Source organism: Thiomicrospira sp. WB1, assembly GCF_001507535.1.
In the GTDB taxonomy this organism is placed as follows: domain Bacteria; phylum Pseudomonadota; class Gammaproteobacteria; order Thiomicrospirales; family Thiomicrospiraceae; genus Hydrogenovibrio.
The window spans coordinates 234,499-258,566 of the sequence record NZ_LQBN01000004.1 but is presented as its reverse complement, the minus strand read 5'-3'; the positions used below and the strand labels follow the sequence as shown (position 1 = coordinate 258,566).

Below are 24,068 nucleotides of genomic sequence, written 5' to 3'. Positions count from 1 at the left end.
TTCACCTACACGGTCAGTGACGGCAATGGCGGCACGGATACGGCGACGGTGAACCTGACGGTCAACCCAGACAACGACCAGCCGGTTGCGGTGGATGACAGCGCCAGCACCACAGAAGACACCGCCGTCACGATCAGTGCGGCGGACCTGCTGAGCAACGACAGCGATATCGATGGCGATACGCTGAGCATCGACAGCTTCACCCAGCCAGCGAACGGCACCTTGGTGGACAATGGCGATGGCACCTTCAGCTACACGCCAAATGCGGACTACAACGGCAGTGATAGCTTCACCTACACGGTCAGTGACGGCAATGGCGGCACGGATACGGCGACGGTGAACCTGACGGTCAACCCAGACAACGACCAGCCGGTTGCGGTGGATGACCCAAGCGGCGAGGAATATTCAGTTACTTTAGGCAATATTGGTGATGCGAATTGGAATAATGAGGATAGTACGGGTAGCACGGTAACCATCACGGGTTATAACAACGATGGCTCTGTCGGTACAATTTCTTATTCCGATAATGTTCAGGGGGTTTCCGGTCAGGAAGAAGGAAGTAATGATCACTATGAATTAGGGGTTTCGGGTAGTCCTCGCGACTCGAATTCTTGGCCATCCTCGCAGATTGAGTATGATGCAGAATCGCAGTCATCCGAAGCTATTAGCTTGAAATTTAACGGGCTGTTAAATGAAGCGACAGTCGGTGTTCAACATTTGATTGATGATGAGAGTGGTGGCGAGGTTGGTAAATGGGTGGCTTTGTACAAGGGTACAGAGGTTGCTTCTGGTGAATTTAAGTCTAGCTCTTTTGATATCAACACCGGTGACAAAGTGTTTGATGAAGTGCGTTTTGAAGCACTTGAATATACCAACCAGGGGCAACCAACTGGCGATAGCTCGGATTACTTTATTGACTCCTTCGAAGGGAGAGGGCCAGCCAGTGTCAATACGACCTACACTACTGCCGAAGATGAGACGTTGTCCATTGATTCAGTAGCCGGTGTGATTACGAATGATCATGATCAGGAAGGTGATACTTTGAATGTCTTCCGGGTCAATGGTACGGAGGTCAATTCAGGTGACACGGTGACCCTAGCAAGTGGTGCATTGCTGACCATTCACAGCGATGGTTCGTTTGCCTATGATCCAAACGGTGCATTCGATGATTTGGATGCAGGTGAAGTCGCTACGGATACTTTTACCTATGCCATTAAAGATGAGCATGGTAACTGGCTGGAAACAGCCGGTGGTGAGGGATCTAATGATGATGAAGACAGCGTGGCGACGGCCACCATTACCCTAATTGGCAAAGGGGAGGTTTATGTCCCGTATGCACCATTGCCAGAGGCAGTGGATGATGTAGTCATTACGGCCATTGAAGACACGGCCTACACTTTCAAAGTCAGTGATTTTGGATTTGCTGCAGGTTCAGGTGATTCCGTGACGAACATTCGCGTGGACAGTCTGCCAGAGGATGGCCAACTGTTTTTTGATGGTCAGTATGTATCTGTAAATACCGAAATTGAATTATCTGAAATTCAAGCGGGTAAATTGACCTTTGAACCTGCTGAACATGAATCTGGTCGTGACGAATACAATGCGGATGGCGTAGGAAATCAACAAAATGACTATGCCAGCTTTCAGTTCAGTGTAGGAGATGGCTCTAATTGGAGCGTTGTCTCTTCCTCCATGACGGTGGATGTGACGCCAGTGGCAGATTCCCCTGATTTATCGGTTTCCGGTCTAGCTACAGTGACTCAGACGATTGATGTGTCGAATGTTACGGATACTCAGGCTGGGTTTACTGTCACGGCTTATAACCTGGATGGTAGTTTAGGTACGGTTAGTACTGTGACAGGCACAAACCATGATGGGTTTGGCGTTGTTGGTAGTGCCAGTGGTGCGCATACGGAACTCGGTCAATCCAATGACGGTGCGTCTAGTGAGAAATTGGTCATAGATTTTAATGGAGAAGTTTCATCCGTTGATATGAGTTTTGCTTGGCAGCACAGTGGTGAGGAAGCGAAATATGAGTTTTATCTGGACGGCCAATATGTTGGTGAAGGGTCGCATATGGGTATTTCTGACAAAGTAGATCCAGCTCGAACTCTGCAACCAGATAATGGCTCAAAATTTGATCAGATTGTACTCACTGCACCGGGCAATGGTGACGATTGGTTGATTAATGAAGTTCGTTTCACACAGTCAATTGAAAGTGACTCTCAATTAACAGCGGAATCTGGGAAAGCGGTTCAGCTGGTCATTTCAGCGGATCTGGTGGATGAAGACGGTTCCGAAACGATGGCCGAAATTTCAGTGTCCGATATCCCAGCGGGTGTGACCTTAACCGATGGTAGCCATAGTTTCACAGCGACTGATGGTGATCACGAAGTCAATGTGCTTGATTGGCAGTTAGATGCGCTTCAAGTACAGGTTCCAAGTGACTATCAGGGGCAAATGGATCTGAATATTTCAGCGCTGACACAAGAGACGCTGGCATCTGCACTGGAAAACCAAGTTGATCCAGAGACCCTCACAGCCAGTGAGGAAACGACCTACACCATTAACGTTGTCGCGCCGCAAGCGACAAAAGTTGATGACAACGAAGCGCCAGAATCAACCGATGACTTTGTCAGTATGGATGAAGGTACAGCGGAATTGACATTGAGTGTCGATGACTTTGGTAGCTACAGTGATGCCGATGGTGATGATTTGGTGAGTATTCGAATTGAATCCTTGCCGGCGACGGCTGTTGGTTCTTTGCAGCTAAGCGGTAATGATGTGTCCGTTGGTGATGAAGTGAGTGTATCGGATATTAATAACGGGCATCTGATATTTGTGCCAGCTAATGATGACACGGATCACGACACCAGCTTTGAGTTCAAAGTGTCAGACGGGCAGGACTGGTCAGAAAGCACATACACCACGCAAGTGAATATCAATGCGGTGGCGGATGCACCGACTGTCTCCATTGATTTGGGTACGCCTTCTGATGTGTATCGTGAGATTTCGCACGAAGGGCAGACGAAAGAGTTTACCGAGTTGCTTGGTGAAGAGCGCGGTGACAATAACATCCATGGTACGCCCAACTATGATTACAGTGAGGCGTCCACACAGACCTTTGATTTTGGTCCCGAGTTTGCCGGCCAGGAAGTCACGATCGAGATGCCGGTCCATATTGAAGGCAGTTGGAACAGTGGCGATGGCGTGTTCGATGACCGCTGGGTCCTGAAAGCCAATGGTGAAGAGCATACCTTTGATGACTATGGCTCGCCATCCAACGCTAACCTTGATGAGCATCATACGGAAACCATTACCGCCACGCTGGATGCGGATGGTCAGGTCACGTTGGAGTTCAGTGCGGCGACCACCCAAACCAGTGAAACCGCGACCATAGAGGGGGCGACGGCAACAGTTGAACCGGTCACCACCAATGAAGTGATTGGCTTTGAGTACCCCGTTGACTTGGATGCAGCATTGGCTGACACAGATGGCAGTGAAAGCTTGAGAATCGAGATCACTGGTGTGCCAGCCGACGCTGAACTGAGTGATGGCGAGAAAAATGATGATGGCTCATGGACCATCACCGTGGATGGTGATTCCTATCAAAATGATGATCTGACCATGACGGTCCCTGGTGGTGATCAAGAAAGCAGCTTCCAGTTGACCGCTGTTGCCACGGCGAATGAGAGCAACCCAGGTTCAACCGATGAAACCGTCACAGAGGAAACTGCAACCGCGTCAGACTCAACAGAGATGGTCACTGTTCCAGTGATCAATCAGGGACCGGAAGCGCAAAATGAAGCGCCTATTATCAACGTAAGTGCCGTGCCTGCGTTTAATGTAGATGATGCCGAAGTGGGTCAAATTATTGCGACCTTTACCGCAAGTGATAAGGAGGACGGCACCTTGACTGTAGCTGCAGGGCAGGTGACTTTCACTAGTGGTACTAATAATGATGGTTACTATGAGTTTGATGGTGAAACCGTGGTACTGACTCAAGCGGGGGTTGATGCTGTTGAAGCGGGTGAAATTCTCACTGAGGTGAATTTGACTGCTGTTGATTCACAAGGGCTAGCCGATACTGATAATGATACGCCAACCTATAACGTTCAGAATGATGAAACATCTTCTGACCCTGAATATACGGCGCATGCGTATGAAGGAAACGGATTTAGTTCGTGGGTTAGCAACGGAAATACCCAGTCAAGTCAGGCAAAAACTTCATTAGAAGAAATTGATAGTGAAACTTGGATGGGAGTCAGTAATAAAAACAAAAACAAGGGTGGACAAGATTCTTCGATCGAAGGAAACGAGTCCTTGTTAATTGACTTAGGTAAAAATGTATCTGAAATTTCTTTTGAAGTTATAGGCAATAATAACGGTAGTATTAGTGGTGAATGGGTAGCTTATAAGCCTGATGGTAATGGTTATGAGGAAGTAGATAGAGGCGATATAACTCACTCTGGAAACTATAATATAGATAGTTTAAGTGAGGGAGTTACCCATGTCGTTTTTGATGGTAATAGCAATAACGATAATTCATCAAACGACGGGTTTTACGTTAAGTTAAATTCAATAGGATCCAGCAATAACGTGACAGGTCAAACTGAGACAGGAACGCTCATTGACGGTGTACTTGAGGGTATTGTGTTTACCACAATTTCAGGCTTGACCGGTATGACAGACGATTCTGGGTCTTTCAATTACCGTGAAGGTGATGCCGTTACCTTTATGGTCGGCGATGTCATCATTGGTACCGCAGATGCTGACGATCTGGCACGAGGTCAAGTTTTCCTGCAAGATCTGGCCGATGTTTCTCGTTCGGATTTGAATGACGAATATGTAGAAAACATGGCGGTGTTCCTGCAGTCGCTTGAAGATGATAATCCGGATCATGGGATTTCCATTTCTGCATCGGACCATGCGGCATTTGAAGGGGTGTCACTGAACCTGAAAACTGCCTCGGAAGCCGAAGTCAAAGCGGCCATTGAGTCAGCCGGTCAGAATTATGTCAATGAAGTGGATGCAATGGATCATGTTAAGCGCATGTTGGAAAAACATGGTGGCCAAACAGACTTTGAAGAACATATTGCAGACAACGATATTTTGACGGCAACACTGGCTCACGACACTATCGGAGGGTTGTCTTACGAAACCTCTTCCGGCCTGAGCGGCGAGATGATTGATGGGCAGTTTGAGTATGATGCGACTGACACCGTCAAACTCTATGCTGGCGATCAGCTGGTTGCCGAGTTTGCGGCTGATGCCGTAGGCGATGACGGTGTGATCACCTTTAATGAAGCTGGCATTACTCTGACGTTGGATGAGCTTGATGCGTTGCTTAACTCGGTTGAAGACACCGATGAGGCGTCCGAAGACGAACAGGCTGAAGCGGTGGAATCGGAAGAAGAAGTGTCCGAGGACATGGCCAACCAGTCTGCCGGTGCCGTGGCTGAATCCGATGAGGTGGAAGAAGAGTCACAAGCGCGTGATGCAACCTTGTCTGATACGGATGAAGGTTCGGACGTTGAAGATGCGGATTTGTCACCTCTGGCCACGGAAGACGAAGCTAAGACAGAGTCTGATGAAGAACCTGAGGCCGAAGAAGACGCTGAGGATGACACGCTGCCGGCTTCGGATATGGGCGATGATTCAGAGGAGACCATTGACGATGAATCGGACATGGATATCCTGTATGAGGAATCCTGGTCGGATGACGAAGAAGATCCGCTTTCCGAGCAGGCTGATTCTGACGTCATGACAGACACTGACAGTGATGACTCCGAAGAATCGTCTGAGACTGATGACGATCCGTTGGACATCAGCGAAGTCATTGTTGATGAGCGTTCTGACGAAGACTTGTCTGAGTACCTGCCGGAAGAAGAGGCTGATGATTCGCCTGCAGCCATCGAAGAAGATGCGGATGGCCAAATTAGCAAGGGCTCTCATGTGCCCGTAACCACTCAGGTCGTTGCGGACGATGTTCCGGACTATCAGAACAGTGATGACAATACGGACTATACGGATCAATAATACTTTGCAATCAAAGTGCCTTACGACCCCACAAGCCTCGCTTGTTGGGGTCTTTTTTATTGGAGAATCCGTTAGCTAGAAGGAAACCAATATGAGCGAAAGCACGCAGGCGCATTCGGCGTTGTTATCCAGCTGTGGCGTGTTCCAACAGCCCGACTTGTCCATGGTGGAGTGGGCACATGATCATCCGACCGCCAAGGTGTTTCATGTGAAACGCTCCGGCGACCCCATGACCGTGCGGGAGATGCTGGATTTGCATCAACCCTACTACCTCAAACGTGAGAAGGATTTGCTTCAGTATCTGAATCGCTTTGAATCGGATTTTCCGCGGTTTTATGAGATTCGCAAGGTCGGACGCCATTATCTGCAATTGTTCGAGCGGGTCGGGCGAGAGACACTGGCGCAACGTGTGGCACGCAAAGGCCCCCTTAAGCCCAAGCAGGTAAAACGTTTGTTAAAAAACATGCTGTCGACATTGAAGGCGGTGCATGAAACCGGGTTTGTCCATGCGCGCATCACACCGAATAACATACTCTGTGGCATTGAGACGCCCAGACGCCGAAAAAAACGTTTCTATCTGGAAAACTGGTCACACGCCATCGTTGCCCGTAAAAACTTTGAAACGGAGTTATTGCTGGGTGAGCAAACCTACACAGCGCCAGAACGACTGAATGGTCGTTATGATCCGTTTGGGGATCTGTATCAATTGGGTTGCGTGCTGTATTTTGCTTTGACTGGCCAGCATATTTACGGCCTGAAGGGTGATGAAACCGTGTTTGAACAGCTTTATGTGCATGCCTACCGCTCACCGGTCAAGCTCAAAAAGCTGCACAAAGCCTGGCGGGCGTTGATCGTCTGGCTGACGCAAAAAGACCCTCAAAAACGACCAGGCCTGGTGGATTTGGCAGATTGGTTGCAGGGCGGGCCTGTGCCCAAAGCGGTCAGAAAGCAAACCAAACAGTTGAAACGCGAGCAGCAACGGGACAGGGCGGTGCCGTTGCCGGCAGATCCTTTGACCGAATTGGCGGACGCGCATTTTGCCTATGCGCAGTTTAAAAAAGCAAATCTAATGGAAGCCAAACACGAATGGGCGTCGGCTTATAACCTGTATGAGTCGCTGGCCAATCAGGGGTACAACCGTGCTTTATGCGCTCAGGCGCGGATGCTCAGCCAGGGGCATGGGGTCGATGTCGATCTTATGGAGGCGATCAACCTGTATCAGCGTGCTTATCAGCAGGGCAATCCTTATGCCGCCTTTGCTTTGGGGCAGTTGGTGGATAAAGGTGCGCAAGGCACGAATGCCGAAGGGGCACTCAAACGGGTGAAAGCCGATCATGCAAAAGCCGAGCAGCTGTATGAGTTTGCCGCCATGCGTGGGCATCTGCCCAGTCAGTATGCGCTGGGGATCTGTTATTTGCAGGGGCATGGCGTGACCCCGAATCGGAATAAGGCAAAAAGCTGGCTGCAATTGGCCGCAACCTACGGCCATGCCTCGGCGCGCCGGGTGCTGAAAAAACTGGTATCATCTGAGCTTCAATCAGAAAAGGAGCCTGTATGAGTCACTCACACCCCCCGGCACATCCTCTGGCCCAATACCTGGATGCGATTCCCGATTTTCCCAAGCCGGGCATTGTGTTTCAGGACATTTCGCCGCTATTGAAACATCATTTTGTGGAAACCATGGACGCGCTGTCTGAGCTGTTTACCCCTGCAGAATGGGAAGAGGTCGATTATCTGGTCGGGGTGGAATCACGCGGGTTTATCTTTGCCTCTGCGCTGGCATACAAGTTCAACAAGGGGTTTATCAAGGCACGCAAACCCGGTAAATTGCCGAATGTGGCGGCCTCCGTGGAATACGGCCTTGAGTACGGCGCCGACAAGCTTGAGATGCAACAGGGCGATGGCAAAAAGGTCATTCTGCTGGATGATCTGATTGCCACGGGCGGTTCCATGGGCGCGGCGGCGCAACTGTGTGAACAGGTCGGCTACGAAATCATGGGCATGGCGTGCGTGATTGATCTGAAAGCGTTGAATTCCTTCCAATACAATGGCAAAACGGTGCGTTCCCTGATACAGTTTGCGGACTGATTTTTCAAACAAGGCGTTTTGCGCATGAAAGTTCCGCGATTGACGCGCAGCATTTTTCTGGATCAATTTCTATTGATGCAAGGGGTCGGCGTTCTGATCGGCCTGGCGTTTCCCAAGTTTTTGGTGCTGTACGGGTTTGAAGCCGAGTCGGTGCTGACGCTGGAGTTTTATCTGGTCTGTCAGGTCGCGGGTCAGGTTGTGGGGCTGATCAGTTTCCTGCTGGTTTCCACCGTCATCCGGCCGCACCTGAAGCTGCTGGCCAACCGAATGCAGGACATCGCCGAGGGATTGCAGAAAAAAACCTTTTCCGAACATTCCGTGCAGTGTGACGATGACCTGTGTCAGATCCGCGTGGATTCGCGCGATGAGATCGGGGTCACCGCCAAAGCGTACAATCGCATGTTGACGTCCCTGCTGCAGGCGCACGAAGTCGAGCGCGTGTTCAATCGCTTCACGCAAGTGATGAGCGAGAATTTGCAACTGGACAAACTGGCGGATGAAACCCTTGATTTGCTGTTACGCTCCACCCATGTGGAAGCCGGTGCCGTGGTGGTGGTTCGCAATGGTGCGCTGGAAGTGGTCAGCAGCTACGGCATCCTCGAAGCCGACTCACTGGCTTCACATGACCGGGTGAGCAAGGTCATCAGCGATGGACAGAAAGAGCGCGTGTCCATGCCCCAAGGCATTGCACTGGATGGGGTGCTGACCCAATTTACCCCCTCGGAAGTGTTTATCAAACCCATCGAATTCAAAGGCTCAACGCTGGGCGTGCTCGTGGCCGCAACCGGCGCAGAACTGGCCGATCAGCGCACCGAGCAGTTGCTGGAAATTTTCAGCCGCAGTATCGGGCTGGCAATGAACAACGCCATGATTCACTCCAAGTTCCAGAAGCTTGCCGCGGTGGACAGCCTGACCGGTATCTACAATCGGCGCTTCGGTATGGATCGTTTGCGTGAGGACTTCACCCGCTCGGTACGCGATCAATCCAGTCTGAGTCTGGCGATGATCGACATTGACCATTTCAAACCCATCAACGACACCTATGGCCATCTGGTCGGGGATCGCGCGATTAAAATGATCGCCGCCATCATCAAAAACTGTCTGCGCGAAGGCGACATTGTGGTGCGTTATGGGGGTGAAGAGTTCATGGTACTGATGCATGGGGCTTCATCACGCAACGCAATGAATGTCTGTGAACGCATCCGGCACCAGGTCAAGGACGCGTTTTTTAAGGAAGGCACGCAGCAAATTCAATTGACGGTGAGTGTGGGGCTGGTGTCGTATCCGGAACAACCGGCCGCCGACGAAATGGGGCTGATCGACATGGCGGATCAGGCGCTCTATACCGCCAAAGACGCCGGACGCAATCAGGTCGTGGCGTTTGCCAAAGCGCAGGCGGCGATTTCAGAAGAGTGATGGCTACGCCGTGCTGAACACGGCGTGTGTTTATCCCTGAGCCATTGCCTGTCGGGCACGTTTAACCGCCGCTTTGACCTGTTCCGGGGCGGTACCCCCCAAGTGGTTGCGGGCAGCGACCGACCCTTCCAGGGTGAGCACGTCATACACATCCGATTCGATGGTGTCATGAAATCGTTTCAAGGTGTCCAGTGACATTTCCGATAAATCCTGGCCGGTTTCGATGCCATGCGCGACCGCCAGCCCCACCGCTTCGTGCGCATCTCGGAAAGGCAGCCCTTTGTTGACCAGATAGTCGGCTAGATCGGTGGCGGTGGAGAAGCCTTTGCGTGCTGATTCATAAGTGTTTTCACGCTTGACCTCAATCGCCGGGACCATGTCGGCAAAGGCGCGCAATGACCCTGCGACCGTATCCACGGTATCAAACAAGGGCTCTTTGTCTTCCTGATTGTCCTTGTTGTAGGCCAACGGCTGCGATTTCATCAGTGTCAGCAGACTCATCAGATGGCCATACACGCGACCGGTTTTGCCGCGCACCAGTTCGGGCACGTCGGGGTTTTTCTTTTGCGGCATGATCGACGAGCCGGTACAGAAGCGATCCGGCAAATCAATGAAGTCAAATTGCGCTGAGGTCCAAAGTACCAGCTCTTCCGAAAAACGAGACAGGTGCATCAGCAGTGTGCTGGCAAAGGCGGTGAATTCAATCGCGAAATCCCGATCCGAGACCCCATCCAACGAGTTCTGACTGATGCGCTCAAACCCAAGCAGCTCGGCGGTCAGGGTGCGATCAATCGGGTAAGTGGTCCCCGCCAGCGCCGCCGAACCCAGCGGTAGGGTGTTGAGACGTTTGCGACAGTCCTGCAGGCGTTCAACGTCTCGGGTGATCATCTCATACCAGGCGAGCATATGGTGGCCGAAGGTCACCGGCTGTGCGCTCTGCAAATGGGTAAATCCGGGCATGATGGCCTCCGCTTCACGCTCGGCCAGCCCCAATAAGCCTTCACGCAGGCGCTGCAGCTCAGGCAGGATGACGTCATCGATTTCATCACGCAGGTAGAGACGAATGTCGGTGGCGATCTGGTCATTGCGCGAGCGCCCGGTGTGCAGTTTTTTGCCAGTCACACCGATCAGGTCGGTCAGGCGCGCCTCGATGTTCATGTGGATGTCTTCCTGCGCAATCGACCATTCCATTTTGCCTGCTTCGATGTCGGACTGCACTTGCGCCAGACCGGACTCGATGTCGGTGAGCTCCTGTTCGTTGAGAATGCCCACTTTGGCCAGCATTTTGGCGTGCGCAAGCGATCCCTGGATGTCTTGCTTGTACAGGCGTTGGTCGAAGCCGATGGACGCGGTGAAGGCCTCCACAAACGCATCGGTGGCTTCGGAAAAACGGGCGCTGGAAAGTTTGGCCTGATTGTGGGCATTGGTCTGGTCGCTCATGGCATCCCTTTGTCAATTCAAGTAGCAATCAATGTAGCAGCTCATTATAGCGCCAAAGCACTCGCCCTGTCAGGTCAGGCCCTTTTTCACCAGGCCTGGTCAAAAAGGGGATTAGGGCGTGGGCATGGATTCAACGCGCATGGGGTTGCCCAGATTTCTGTAGGCTTGATTGAGTCGTTGATGAATCAGGCCCATGTAGAGTTCGAGCGCCGAGATGCCGACAATTTTGTCCGCCACTTCGCGGCCATAGCTGTCAATGAAAATCACAGTGGGGGTCAAATCGGCCTTGTGTTTCTCCGCCCATTCACGCTTGATGATTTCCTGCCCGGCGATGCCCGGAATCGGTGTGTCATCCTCGAGACTCAGATAACGCATATAGAGCTTTTTGCCTTCGTAGTCGCCGCCAAGCATCATCGGGTCGAGCACATTTTTTTTGAGCACGTAACAGAAATCACACCAGTCGGCGCCGACGGTGATCATAATCGGCAGATTTTTGGCCTCGGCTTTCTGAGCCAGCGTCTGCAGATCCTGCAGTTCGGGGATGGTGTTGGCCTGGGCTTGAGCGCCCTGGTTGCAGGCACTGAGCCCGAAGCCGAATGCGATCAGCGCCAGGGCACGAAAAAAAGACGAATGAAACATCGCAGGAGGCTCCTTGTTTGAATGGCATGACTGGGATTTTATCCAAAAGACGTGGGGTTTTTCAGTAAAATGGGGCGATCAAAGCAATGATTCACGTTATTTTCACGCTTGCCCAAGCATCGAAACGCCGGGTCAGGCGAACAACATCAATTGGAAGGAATTTATGGATCGACCCTTGCGCATTGCAACCCGCAAAAGCCCACTGGCCATGTGGCAGGCCGAATTTGTCAAAGCCGAACTGGAAAAGGCCCATCCCGGCCTGAAAGTCGAGTTGATGCCCATGTCGACCAAAGGTGACAAGATTCTGGATGTGCCCTTGGCCAAGATCGGGGGCAAGGGCCTGTTTACCAAAGAACTGGAAGACCAGATGCTGGCGGGTGAAGCCGACATTGCCGTGCACTCGATGAAAGACGTGCCCATGGTGTTGCCGGACGGGTTTGCGCTGGGTGCGATTCTGGAACGGCATGATCCGACCGATGCCTTTGTCTCCAATCAGTACAAACAATTTTCCGACATGCCGGAAGGGGCGATCCTTGGGACCTCCAGTCTGCGTCGTAAAGCGCAACTGATGGCGCAGCGCCCGGATCTGGATGTGCGTAATCTGCGCGGCAATGTGGGCACGCGTCTGGGCAAACTGGATGCGGGCGAATTTGATGGCATTGTGCTGGCCACCTCTGGCCTGAAGCGTCTGGAACTGAACGAGCGCATTGCCGAAGAAATATCGCCGGATGTGTGTCTGCCAGCGGTCTCGCAAGGCACGCTCGGCATTGAGTTTTTTGAAAAAGACAACGAAGTGCGTCAGCTGATTGAAGTGCTCAATCATCGTGACACCGAAATTCGCACCACCGCTGAGCGGGCCATGAACCATCGTCTGGAAGGCGGCTGTCAGGTGCCGATCGGGGTGTATGCCGAGTTGCTGCCCAATGAGCAGATGCGCATTCGTGGTCTGGTGGGCGAGCTGGATGGCTCGCGCATTTTGCGCTCTGAATGCACCGGACCGCAAAGCCAGGCCCATAAATTGGGCGTGGTGGTGGCCGAAGACCTGTTGGCGCAGGGGGCGGGCAAGATTCTGGAAGCGGTTTACGCTGAAGCCGACCAATAAGCCCCCATGACACCGACCCTGCTCAACACCCGTCCGGCGGGTCAGGCACCTGCCTTGACCCAGGCACTGGAAGCCGCCGGGTTTGATTCAGTTGAGTGCCCGGTGATGGCGATAGAAGGCGTGTCTCTGCCTGAGACGGCAGTGACCGAGCTGGCTCAAGCCGATAAGCTGGTGTTTGTCAGTCGCAATGCGGTCGAGCAACTGGCCATCGCCTGGCGGGCACTGACAGGGCGAGAGTTGACCCCCGAGCGGGACATGAAACCCGGGGCGCAGTGTTTTGCGATTGGGGCCGCCACACAAGCGAGTTTGCAGGCACAAGGCTGGCCGACGGCGGAGCTGGCACATGAAGAGTTTGTGTCCGAGGCGTTGCTGGCACGGGATGACTGGCAGAATTTGCAGGGTCAGCAGGTGGTGCTGGTCAAGGGCGAAGGCGGACGTCAGGCGCTGGTCGAAGGCCTGGCGTCCGCTGGTGCCACAACCACCGCCTGGCCGGTGTATCGGCGAAGGCTGGCGCACTGGACGGCACAAGCGTGGCAGGCCTGCTGGCAGAGCTGGTCCCATGCCCGGCGCCCGGTGGTGCTGATTTCCAGCTGGCAGGGGTTTGAGCATTTGTGCACCCTGGTTCAGCGCTTTGGCAACCAAAATGACCAGGCCTGGTTATTTCAACAGGCGGCGATTGTGTTCAGCGACCGCATTGCGCAGGGCTTGCAGCAGGCGGGCTGGCAAGGCCCTTGTCGGGTGGCCCGTCCGCAAAGCCAGCGCGGCATCATCGACGCCCTGACCCAGTTTCAATCAGAGTGAGCCGACAGGCATTCATTAAGACCCTTCATGAGGCAAAACCATGGCAGACCCAACCGATTCATCCACCAATGATCCCATCACGCCCAAAGCCGAACAACGTGTGCTGGACGGCGAGCTGAGTGAGGCCAAAAAGCCGGAGGACGCCACCCAGGGTGCGAGCAAGGCCAAATCCGGCGCACAGGCGTCAGCGAGCGGCACACGCGGTCGTTGGCTGAAAGGCGCTGCACTGTTTTTGTTGATGGTGGTGGGCGTGCTCGCTTATTTCAACTGGCAACAGACGCAGCAGCAAAACCGCCAGATCGAGCGGATCAACCAGCTGCAAACCCAAGTGCAGCAATTGCAGCAAGAGACTCAATCCCTCAAAGCCTCTCAGTCACAAGCCCGAGAAGAATTGTTGCAGGCCTTGAGCCAGCAACAGCAGAAGCTGCAGGCCGCTCTGGGCGATCCCGACCAGCAGCCGGTGGTGTCAAAGGGCGATGTGCAGGCGCTGGAACAGGAAGTGGACAAGCTACGTGAGCGCTTGCAAACGCAGTTGGACCAGGCGCAGTCCACCGTGACTCAGGCCGCTGAGCAGGCGCGCCAACAGGCACAGGAAAAAGTGGACAAGTTTCTGGAATCGTTGCAGGGGCAATTGAAGCCGGGGTCCGAATTGGATCAGGCCGCGAAACAGGCCGAAGATCAGGTCCGACAGCAATTGGAACAGATGCAGGAAAAGCTTTCGGAATTGTTTTCGTTCAAGGCTCAGACTGAGGCTGAAAAACAGGCGCCCAATGGCACCGAATCCCCCGTCACTGAGCCGGCCGCCTTAACCCGGGCGCAGCTGCAGCAGTGGCTGACCGACATTAATACACAATGGTTGATTACCGGGCATGTGGCGCAGACACGTGCCCAGCTTCTGGCGGTGGAAGAGGCCTTGGCCATCAGCGACCTGCCGGATAAAACCCGTTTGATTCGCATGCTGGGTGAAGACATGGCACGCCTGGAAACGGTGCAGGGTCAAAGTACCGACCAATGGGCACCGGTGTTTAACGATGTAACCGACTGGGTCCAGTCCGCGGCCGAAACGCATACGCCGACCGCTGCCGAGTCGGACGCGGCGTCAACGCCCGCGGAAACGAATGACACCGCTTCCGGCTCACAGGCCTGGACCGATCAGTTGCTGCAAGGGTTTACCCAGTTGTTTGAAGTGCGCAAACGCGAAAGCAGTGAGGATTTGACCAACGTGGACAAACTGGTCAAAGCCGATGTGATTGAGCAACGCGGCCTGTTGCTGATCGAGCGCATGCGGTGGGCGGTGCAGACTCAGTCATCGCCTTTGCTGGCGGAATCGCTGACGCAGATGCGCGCGTTTGCCGACACCTATTTCCCGCAAAAGCGGGACGCACTTGAACCTCTGCTTCAGCCTCTGGACACGGTTCAATTTCAACCCCGCCAGCCGTTGAGCATCGTTGCGGAGGTGAAATAGATGGCGACCTTGCTGAAATGGTTGATCGGTTTTCTGCTGGCGACCGGACTGGCCACGCTGGCGCTTTATGACAATGGCACCTTATCGCTGGTCTGGTTTGACTGGGTGATTGAAACCAGTCTGACCTTTGCTCTGGCGATGTTGATGGTCGGGTTTGTCTTGCTTTATGGCTTATTGCAACTGGGGTTGTGGCTTTGGCATCTGCCGCGCAACTGGCGTCGCCACCGTCAGATGAAGCGCTATGCCAAAGCGGAAAAGCGCTTGTCCAAGGGGTTGGTGGCTCAGGAAAGCGGGGATTGGCATCAGGCGGAAAAACACCTCATTGCCACCGCCCACTACAGCGAAAATGGCGTCATGCACTATCTGGCGGCGGCCAAAATGGCGCACAACCAGGGCGCGATCGATCGCCAGAATGCCTACATACGTCAGGCGAAAGAGGCGTTTCCGGATGCCCTGGCCACCATTGGCCTGGTGGAGGCGCGCTTGCTGGCCAAAACCGATGCCGAAGACGCACTGGTGATTCTGGCAGAGTTGCACCGGCTGGAACCGGCCCATAAGGCTGTACTGGCTGAGTACGCGCGTTTGCTGGCCGATCAGCGCGTTTGGACGCTGCTGGAGACCCTGATGCCGGAGGTGCAGCGCATACGGGCATTGGACAAAGACGAGCAGACCCGGTTAGTAAACCGGTTGCAGGCGGGGCAACTGCAAAACGCAAACGATTTGACGGCGCTGGAAGCACGTTGGCAGAGTTTGTCACGCAAACAGCGATTGACCCCATCGATTCTGGCGGAATACGTGGAGCGCAAACGGGCATTGGGCGACGAAACCGGGCTGACCGAATGGCTGGAAAAAGCTTTGCGCAAGCAATGGGACGAGCGTTTGGTGTATCAGTATGGACGGGTTGAGCTGGGTCCGGCCTTCACGCGCCTGAAACAGGCCGAAAAATGGCTGAAAGCGCATCCGGACAACCCGGTCTTGTTGCTGACCTTGGGTCGTTTGGCCTGTCGCAGTCAGCTGTGGGGCCAGGGACGTCATTTTCTGCAGGAAAGCCTGCGTCTGCAACCGGAAATTGAAACCTTTCATGCCCTGGCGCAGTGTTATGAGGCGGAAGGCATGGAAAGTCAGGCGGCACTGACCTACAAAGAAGCGATTTTGCAATTGGAACAGACGCCGTCGGATGATTAAGCTTGTTTTTGACCAGGCCTGGTCAAAAATGGTGGTCCAGCGCAAACAAACACGCCGACGTGCAGTCGGCGTGCGTGACCACCGCCCCCCCTTTTGAGGGGCGGTCTGTGAACGGGCAGAACCCGAATCAGGCGGTGGTGTTGATGTGGTTTCCCAGGTTGGCAGGCAAGGAGGCACTCGCACTCCCTGAACCGCTTGCTCCGGGCACCGACTCCAACAAGGCCAGGGCACCCTGAGCCTGAGTGTCCATGGCTTTTTTCAGCATGGACACCTGCACCTGTTGGTGCGTGTTCGCCTGATCCTGTCGCATGACGTGGCTGGCGATGGCTCCGGCCGAAACGTTTGAAATATCCATCTTTACTCCTTTAAAGCCAAACAGCTTGACTCTTGGACTGTAACGGCTGGCAGGCCAAGACCTTAAGTGATTTTTTCGGTTTCCGGAGGGCTGAGTGCCAGGGTGTGCTGAGCGATCTGCCATTCTTCGTCGGTGGGAATAACCCAGATCTGGCAGCGGCTGTCGGGGGCGCTGATGCAGGTTTCACCGTTCACCTGTCGATTGGCGTCCGCATCCAGTTTGAAACCGAAATGAGCCGGGAAGCGTGCGATCACACGCGCTCGGATCTCGGCGGCATGTTCGCCAATGCCACCGGTAAACACCAGCGCTTCCAGATTGTCCATGATGGCCACATAGCCGCCCACCGTCTTGACCAACCGATAAATAAACATCTCAATCGCCAGATGGGCCTGGGTATCCCCGGCTTCCGCCAGATCCAGCAGTTGGCGCATGTCGTTGTGCCTCACCAATCCTTTGAGCCCGCTTTGTTTGTTAAGCAGGGTGTCGAGGTCTTTGGGGTCGTACCCCAGGTGGTTGATCAGGTACAGCACAATCGCCGGGTCCAGATCGCCGCTACGGGTGCCCATAATCAGCCCTTCCAGCGGGGTAAACCCCATGCTGGTGTCGATGCTGTGTCCGTACTCGATGGCGCAGACGCTGGCCCCGTTGCCCAGGTGCATGGAAATCAGATGCGTTTGATTGCGTGGCACCTGCATCCGCGCGGCGGCACGCTGGGCAATGTATTCGTGTGAAGTGCCGTGAAACCCATAGCGCCGAATGTGGTGCTGGTCGTAAAAGTGTTGCGGGATGGCGTAATGATAGGCGTAGGCGGGCAAGGACTGGTGAAACGCGGTGTCAAACACCGCTACCTGCGTCAACTCGGGATGACGTTGCCAGAGATGCTCAATCGGGGCCAGATTGGCCGGATTATGTAATGGTGCCAGTTCACACAGCGCACGGATGGCCTCCAATACGTCTGCGGTGATGCGAACCGGGGCCTGAAAACGTTCGCCTCCATGAACCACACGGTGGCCCACGGCCTCGCAGTCGCCCAGCTCTGTAATCCAGCCCTGTCTTACCAGCGTGGCTTCGGCTTCAAGCAAGGCCCAGGCATGGTCGTGTTCGGGCCGATCGCTGAGTTGGTCAATGACGCCATGGGCGACCAAATGGGAGTCGGCGCCTTGAAATAGGCTGTATTTGAGTGAAGAGCTGCCGGCGTTGAGCACCAGAATGTTCATGCGCGCACGCCCTCCACCTGGGTGGACTGAGCCTGAATCGCTGTGATCGCCACGGTGTTGATCACGTCGGCCACGCTGCAACCGCGCGACAGGTCATTGACCGGTTTGTTCAACCCCTGCAGGACCGGACCGATGGCAATGGCACCGGAGGCCCGCTGCACCGCTTTGTAGGTGTTGTTGCCGGTGTTGAGGTCCGGGAACACAAACACGGTGGCCTGGCCGGCGACCCGGGATTCCGGCAGTTTCTGACGGGCCACGTCGGCATCAATCGCCGCATCGTATTGAATCGGGCCTTCTATCAGCAGATCCGGGCGTTTTGTTTTGGCCAGACGGGTGGCTTCGCGTACCTTTTCCACCTCCGAGCCATGCCCGGAATCGCCCGTGGAGTAGCTCAGCAAGGCCACTTTGGGGTCAATACTAAACCGGTGCGCGGTTTCGGCCGAACTGATGGCGATTTCCGCCAGCTGTTCGGCATTGGGATTTTGATTGACCGCGCAATCGCCATAAACCAGTACGCGCGTCTGAAAACACATGAAAAACACGCTCGACACCAAGGACACATCGGGACGGGTTTTAATGATTTGCAGGGCCGGACGAATGGTGTCCGCGGTGGTATGGGTGGCGCCGCTGACCATGCCGTCGGCGTGCCCGCACTGCACCATCAGCGTGGCAAAGACACTGACATGGCTGATGGCATCGGCCGCCCCTTCGCGGCTGAGGCCTTTGTGTTGGCGTAATTGATACAGGGTGTCAATGAAGTCCTCGCGCCAGGGGCTTTGGGCCGGGTCAATGATCTCGACGTTGCTGAAATCCAGCCCCAGCAGACTGGCACGATAGCGGATGTCTTCGGGCTGGCCCAGCAGAATGGGGCGCACCACCTGGCGATGCAACAGCACGTCTGTTGCCCTGAGAATGCGCTCGTCCTGGGCTTCGGGCAAGACAATGGTCTGCAGCGACTGGCGGGCCTGCTCAAACAGAGCATACTCAAACATGACCGGCGTGGTAATGCTGTGGCGATGATCACTGACGCGGGCGAGCAATTTTTCGGTGAGACAGGTCCGATCCACCGCCTGATCAAACAGACCCAGGGCCAGGTTGATTTTGCGTGGCGCTCTGGCCTGCAGTCTGGCTCGTACCTGACTGGCATGCATGGCGGTCGGATAGGTATCGGTTGGGACCACGACGATGGGCAGATCCTGAATCTGAAAGCCATGCAATAAATCCTGTATCACCGCATTGGGACGAAAGCCGCCTGTAAGCATGATGCCGGCGATGTTGGGCATGTTTCGTGCGAACAGGCTCATCACCGAACCGAGTAAAATGTCGCTGCGATCGCCCGGCACAATCACCAGATCGCCTTCATTGACACGGGGAAGATAGTGTTCCACGGTCATGGCCGCGACAATGGGTTCCTGAACCAGGCGGTCGCAGCCCTGATCGGGCGGAGTCAGCCATTCGGCTTCCAGTGCCTGCGCCACCTCCAGCATGGTGGGGGTGTTGAGTTCAGCGGACTCGGGAATGAAAAACATGGGAAAAGGGCGTTCCGGCGCATTCAAGGCGTCGGTCTGTGACGGGTCAATCCGGTTGACAAACAGCGCAAACGGGGCCACTTTGCCACTGGCATGGCGTTCCATCTCAATCTCATTTTCGATGGCCTCAGCATCGCGTGCCTGCCCATTGAGCACCGGCACATAAGGACTGTTGAATTCACGGGCCAGGGCCAGATTCAGGTCCAGGTCCAATCCGGTGGTGTGGCGCGTCATCTCCGCGCCCTGGATCAGGACAAAATCATAGTCATGCTGCAAGGCCTGCAACTGGCTGAGCAACTGGGTGTAAAGCTGGTGGGTCTGATCATGCCCGATCCATTGGCTGGCTTCATCCAGTGTGACGCCGGTCATGTCTTCCAAAGGTTGGGACAAATCGAAGACTTCCCGAATCACCATGGCATCTGGATCCGGCGTTTGCGTGACCACCGGGCGAAAGAACGCAATTTTTTCAAACTTTTGCCTTAGAATAGACATCAGTCCCAGAGAGACCAGCAGACTGCCTGCATGGCGCTCCCGAGGCGCGATGAACAAATGATTGCTTTGCATGACCGTCCCGAATTTTAGAATGAAGACGGTGATAGCTTAGCAGGACTCTATGACCGTTGCATTAAGGACACAAAGCCCTGTACGCATGAGCTCGTTTACCCAACCGATTCCGTTAAGCCTGTATGTGCATTTTCCCTGGTGCATCCAGAAGTGCCCATATTGTGATTTTAATTCCCATCAACGCCAACCGGATGTCGATGCACAGGCTCAGGAACAACGTTATCTGAATGCACTGGTGGCGCAACTGGATGCGACCCTGCCCACCATTTGGGGGCGTCCGATTGAAAGCATCTTTTTTGGCGGCGGCACGCCCAGTCTGATGTCGGTGTCGGGGCTCAACTGGCTGATGTCGCAACTGCGCGCCCGGCTGGGATTTGATCCAAGCATTGAAGTGACGCTGGAAGCCAATCCCGGGGCCATCGACAGTGACCGTTTTGAAGGCTTTCGCGCCGCGGGCATCAACCGCCTGTCTCTGGGGGTGCAGAGTTTTCAGCCGCGATTGCTCAAGGCGTTGGGGCGCATCCATTCCGATGAGGACGCCGAAACGGCTTTTCAGGCGGCCAGGCGAGCCGGGTTTGACCGCATCAACCTGGATCTGATGTTTGCTTTGCCGGATCAAACCCTCGCCGAAGCCGAGGAGGATGTTGCCCGTGCGTTGGCCCTGGCACCGGATCACTTGTCCTATTATCAGTTAACGCTGGAGCCGAATACCCCGTTTTATCAGGCGCCGCCGTCACTGCCGGATGAAGACCAGGCCTGGCAAATTCAGGAGCAGGGGCATGAGCGTCTCAAGGCGGCGGGGTTTGCCTCTTATGAAGTGTCGGCCTGGGCGCAGGAAAAAAGCCGGATCGACCAGCGCTGTCGTCACAATCTCAATTATTGGCAGTTTGGGGATTACATTGGGCTGGGCGCCGGGGCGCATGGCAAGCTCACCTTGCCGCAGCACAATCAGATTCTGCGAACTCAATTGCCCGCGTCTCCCGGCAGTTATGAACGAGAAATTGAGCGGCACCCACCGAGTGCGGAACCGGGCGTGTTACCGGGACGGGTAACGGAAGTGACGGCTCAGGACCGACGGTTTGAATTTTTATTGAATGCCCTGCGCCTGTCATCGGGCTTTTCCGTGTCGCTGTTTGAAGCGCGCACAGGCCTGTCGGCCGAGGCCCTCTGGCCGATTTTGCGTGATTGGGAGGCCAGAGGCTGGATGACGCTCAGCCACGCTCAGCCGGAGAAAGCCGATTGCACGTTGACGCAGACCGGCCATCGTTATTTAAATACGCTCTTGGAAACTTTATTGGATGATTGAATGATGAAAGAGACCCAGCCCAATGAGGCGGAGACGCCACAACCAACCAAACGTGACCGAGCCCGACACCACTTAAAACACTGGGGTAAATGGACCCATCGGCTGATTTATGTGGGGGTGTTGATTCCGATTGTGCTGGTGCTGGGGTTTGCCGGAGCCATTCATTTTATGGACTTTAATCAGTACAAGCCTCAGCTGGAAGCCGAGTTCAAAAAGCAGACCGGCTACGATCTGTCGGTTGAAGGGAACGTTGATGTCAGTGTCTGGCCGTTTTCATTGAGTGCTCATAATGCCACGGTGGCGAGTCCGAAGGGGTTTGAACGACCGCTTGTGGAAATGGAGCAGGTTGAAGTAACCCTGTCGCTCTGGTCGTTGTTTGTGCAACAGCGGCTTCAGGCATCCGGGGTTGAATTGATTGGCCCCCGGATTAACTTGATTGAAACCGATGCTGGCCAGCGTAATTTTAAAGGTCTGGTGACAAACCGTTGGTTGAAGCGGTGGCAGGTGGCGTCTGCCCAGTCATCCATTGCGATGCCAGGCGGCTGGTTGACGGCACAGGCGCATGCCGCATCGGAGTCGCAGCGCTGGGATCTGGACGCCTTTGTGGTACGAAATGGGGTGCTGCGCTGGGATACGCCGACGCGTACCTGGCAATGGGATCGCATTGCCGTGATGGCTTATGACCTGAAGCCTGAGCAGCCCAGTGAGGTGCAGTTATCCGCTCGAATGGATATACAGGGGGTGGATTTTCAGACCCAGTTCGATGCAAGAGGGCAGATGACTTTTACCCCCTCAATGCAACGTCTGGCCTTGTCTGACTGGCAGGCCGACTTGCGCTTGACACAAAAAGAAACCGACGAGATTCCGCCTTTGCAGGCGACGTTTAAGTTGGCGGACGCCGCACTCGAGTGGGGCGATCTCAAAAAGTTTCATGTGAAACAAGCGAAACTTTTGAGCGTGTTGGGACGCTTGGAATGGACGGCATCGACACAGTGGTCAGAGCAGGCAAGGACATCGGTCTCCGGTGAGGTGTCGATGGAGCGCGCCAATCTGCGCCAATGGGCGCGCCACATTGGCCTGAACTGGCCCATTTTTGAATCTGACCAGGCGCTGACCGATGTTTCCGTGGCGCTGAGCGGGCAGTGGCAGGCGGATCAGTGGTCTTTGCAAGAGATTGAAGCGACCATTGACCAGGCCCGGCTCAAAGGCTGGGTGCGGCGTGATCCGAATGGACAGATTCGCTTTGATGGACAAGGCGAGGCCATCAATCTGGATGCGTATCGGGTTCAGGTCTTACCAAAGGCCAGCCATTTGGACGCGGCCGCATCGGCCAAGCCATCTACGAAAACGCCCTCCGAAGCGAGTGGGGCGATCACACCAGGGTCGAAGCGACCGTCACGCCGGTGGCATCTGCCTCTGGGGCTGCCGATTCAAGGCTTACGTACCTGGGAAGCCAGTGGGCAGTTGGTGTTGAACCATCTGCGTTATCAGGGCGTGCAATATGATCAGTTCAGTGCACAGATCGACTCTCAATCCGGCCAGTGGCATCTTAATCCCCTGTCCCTGCGGTGGTACGACGGCACCTTGGAAGCCAGTGTGTCACTGGATGTAACGGGGGAGACGCCGGCCTACCAGACTTCGGGGCAGATCAGTGGCCTGTCACTGCAACCGTTTATGACCGATGCCTGGCAGCAGAGCCGATTGAGTGGCGATTTGTTTATGCAGTTCGACCTGGCTTCCAAAGGTGTGAACACGCAGTTGCTCAAGCAAAATGCACAAGGACGACTGGAAGGGGAGATTCAATCCGGTGTGTATCATGGTCTGGATCTGAACCGTCTGCTTTCAGGGCAGGCGGCTCAGCCCGGTCAGACCGAATTTGAACGGCTGTCCTTTGTGGCACCGGTTAAGCAGGGGCGCTTGCAATGGCAGCAGTTGGACGCTCGCTCGGAACGGTTCAGTGCAAAGGGTGAGGGGCACTGGGATTGGGCCAGAGACCGGGTCGACATGCAATGGTCGATTCGCTATGATCAGCCGCCCGCGGCCCTTAAGGCGTTGCAGGGCGTGACGGTGCCGGTGACGGTTTCAGGCCCGGCACAGGACTTAATCTGGCAGGCACCGACCATGAATCAGTTGTTGCAGTCCCCGGGCAATCAGAAAAAGCTGTTGGAGGCGGTGCGCCAGCTATTGAACTGAGGACGCATCGGCGGGGGATTGGTTGCGCACAAACACCAGGTCCCAAACGCCGTGGCCCAATTTTTGCCCGCGTTTTTCAAATTTGGTCAGGGGGCGACTGTCGGGTCGGGGGGTGAACTGGCCACTGGGCTGGCTGTTGTCGAACCAGGGGCTGTCGGTGGCCACCGTCATCATTTGTTCGGCGTAGTCCTCCCAATCGGTGGCCATGTGCAGAATGCCACCCGGCTGGATAAAACGAGCCAGCTGATCCAGAAAAGCCGGTTGAATCAAACGCCGTTTGTGATGGCGTTTTTTGTGCCAGGGATCGGGGAAAAACACATACACCCCGGCCAAACTGTTTTCCGGCAGGGTGGTGGCGAGTACCTCCACCGCATCGTCATTAAAGAGGCGGATATTCTCGACCCCGGCTTCGCCCATGTCTTTGAGCAGGGCACCCACGCCCGGTTTATGCACTTCGATTCCGATGAAATTCTCATCGGGGCGTGCCTGCGCCATGGCCATCAGGCTGTGACCCATGCCAAAACCGATTTCCAGAAAGGTCGGCGCCGTTCGTCCAAACAGCGTCTCAAGCGGGCGTTTCTCGGTGCCGCGCTCACAGCCGAAACGAGGCCAGTAGGTCTCCAGTGCGCGCTTTTGGCCTTTGGAAAGGCGCCCCTGACGCAATACGAAACTTTTGATGCGGTGGCGAACTGGCTGAGTGGCTTCTGGAGCCGTTTCGTGTGACATGGC

The 24,068-nt window shown here is 54.8% G+C and carries 16 protein-coding genes; 10 read left to right on the top strand and 6 right to left on the bottom strand.

The window, feature by feature from the left end; genetic code table 11:
* The first annotated feature begins 48 nt into the window (after positions 1–48).
* The 4 genes from AVO41_RS10500 (at position 49) to AVO41_RS10485 (ending at position 9,543) form a co-directional block, all read left to right on the top strand.
* Positions 49–6,039 (top strand): Ig-like domain-containing protein, encoded by a 5,991-nt coding sequence (locus AVO41_RS10500; RefSeq protein ID WP_235584740.1) that lies wholly within the window; start codon positions 49–51, stop codon positions 6,037–6,039.
* A 91-nt stretch (positions 6,040–6,130) separates the two neighbouring features.
* Positions 6,131–7,597, top strand: coding sequence for a Sel1-like repeat-containing protein kinase family protein (locus AVO41_RS10495; protein WP_068586756.1), 1,467 nt, complete (start codon positions 6,131–6,133; stop codon positions 7,595–7,597).
* Positions 7,594–8,127 (top strand): adenine phosphoribosyltransferase, encoded by a 534-nt coding sequence (locus AVO41_RS10490; protein ID WP_068586753.1) that lies wholly within the window; start codon positions 7,594–7,596, stop codon positions 8,125–8,127. Before AVO41_RS10495 ends, AVO41_RS10490 begins: the two co-directional genes overlap by 4 nt.
* Before the next feature lie 24 nt (positions 8,128–8,151).
* Positions 8,152–9,543, top strand: a complete 1,392-nt coding sequence (locus AVO41_RS10485; RefSeq protein ID WP_068586750.1) for a GGDEF domain-containing protein — start codon at positions 8,152–8,154, stop codon at positions 9,541–9,543.
* A gap of 30 nt (positions 9,544–9,573) precedes the next feature.
* On the opposite strand, the gene argH is transcribed toward AVO41_RS10485, so the two are convergent.
* Together argH and AVO41_RS10475 are read right to left on the bottom strand one after the other, a co-directional pair.
* Positions 9,574–10,983, bottom strand: coding sequence for an argininosuccinate lyase (gene argH, locus AVO41_RS10480; RefSeq protein ID WP_068586747.1), 1,410 nt, complete (start codon positions 10,981–10,983; stop codon positions 9,574–9,576).
* A 111-nt stretch (positions 10,984–11,094) separates the two neighbouring features.
* A complete protein-coding gene (locus tag AVO41_RS10475) occupies positions 11,095–11,622 on the bottom strand; it encodes a thioredoxin family protein (protein ID WP_068586744.1) in 528 nt (175 codons plus the stop codon).
* Between the two features lie 163 nt (positions 11,623–11,785).
* On the opposite strand from AVO41_RS10475, the gene hemC reads away from it, so the two are divergent.
* From hemC to AVO41_RS10455, 4 genes are read left to right on the top strand one after another with little or no spacing between them, the layout of a single operon-like run.
* The gene (gene hemC / locus AVO41_RS10470; RefSeq protein ID WP_068586820.1) at positions 11,786–12,724 is read left to right on the top strand and encodes a hydroxymethylbilane synthase; all 939 of its coding nucleotides are present in this window, start codon (positions 11,786–11,788) and stop codon (positions 12,722–12,724) included.
* A 6-nt stretch (positions 12,725–12,730) separates the two neighbouring features.
* Complete coding sequence (locus AVO41_RS10465; RefSeq protein ID WP_068586741.1) at positions 12,731–13,525, top strand: uroporphyrinogen-III synthase; 795 nt, start codon at positions 12,731–12,733, stop codon at positions 13,523–13,525.
* 40 nt (positions 13,526–13,565) lie between these two features.
* A complete protein-coding gene (locus tag AVO41_RS10460; RefSeq protein ID WP_068586738.1) occupies positions 13,566–14,990 on the top strand; it encodes a hypothetical protein in 1,425 nt (474 codons plus the stop codon).
* Positions 14,991–16,175, top strand: coding sequence for a heme biosynthesis HemY N-terminal domain-containing protein (locus AVO41_RS10455; protein ID WP_068586735.1), 1,185 nt, complete (start codon positions 14,991–14,993; stop codon positions 16,173–16,175).
* A 127-nt stretch (positions 16,176–16,302) separates the two neighbouring features.
* Here AVO41_RS10455 and AVO41_RS10450 read toward each other — a convergent pair whose 3' ends face one another.
* The 3 genes from AVO41_RS10450 to pta all read right to left on the bottom strand — a co-directional run bounded on the left by AVO41_RS10450 (position 16,303) and on the right by pta (position 19,840).
* On the bottom strand, positions 16,303–16,530 hold the full coding sequence (locus tag AVO41_RS10450) for a YjfB family protein (RefSeq protein WP_068586730.1): 228 nt from the start codon (positions 16,528–16,530) through the stop codon (positions 16,303–16,305).
* A gap of 62 nt (positions 16,531–16,592) precedes the next feature.
* On the bottom strand, positions 16,593–17,747 hold the full coding sequence (locus tag AVO41_RS10445; protein ID WP_068586727.1) for an acetate/propionate family kinase: 1,155 nt from the start codon (positions 17,745–17,747) through the stop codon (positions 16,593–16,595).
* Positions 17,744–19,840: a phosphate acetyltransferase gene (gene pta / locus AVO41_RS10440; protein ID WP_068586724.1), complete on the bottom strand. Its 2,097-nt coding sequence runs from the start codon at positions 19,838–19,840 to the stop codon at positions 17,744–17,746. Before pta ends, AVO41_RS10445 begins: the two co-directional genes overlap by 4 nt.
* 85 nt (positions 19,841–19,925) lie before the next feature.
* Here pta and hemW point away from each other — a divergent pair, with 85 nt between their 5' ends.
* Entirely contained in the window at positions 19,926–21,146 is a 1,221-nt protein-coding gene (gene hemW / locus AVO41_RS10435; RefSeq protein ID WP_153003538.1) for a radical SAM family heme chaperone HemW, read from the top strand.
* Entirely contained in the window at positions 21,147–23,339 is a 2,193-nt protein-coding gene (locus tag AVO41_RS10430; protein ID WP_068586719.1) for an AsmA family protein, read from the top strand. It abuts the gene before it with no gap.
* Here AVO41_RS10430 and trmB read toward each other — a convergent pair.
* Positions 23,328–24,065: a tRNA (guanosine(46)-N7)-methyltransferase TrmB gene (gene trmB / locus AVO41_RS10425; protein ID WP_068586716.1), complete on the bottom strand. Its 738-nt coding sequence runs from the start codon at positions 24,063–24,065 to the stop codon at positions 23,328–23,330. The genes AVO41_RS10430 and trmB overlap by 12 nt on opposite strands.
* Positions 24,066–24,068: the final 3 nt, after the last annotated feature.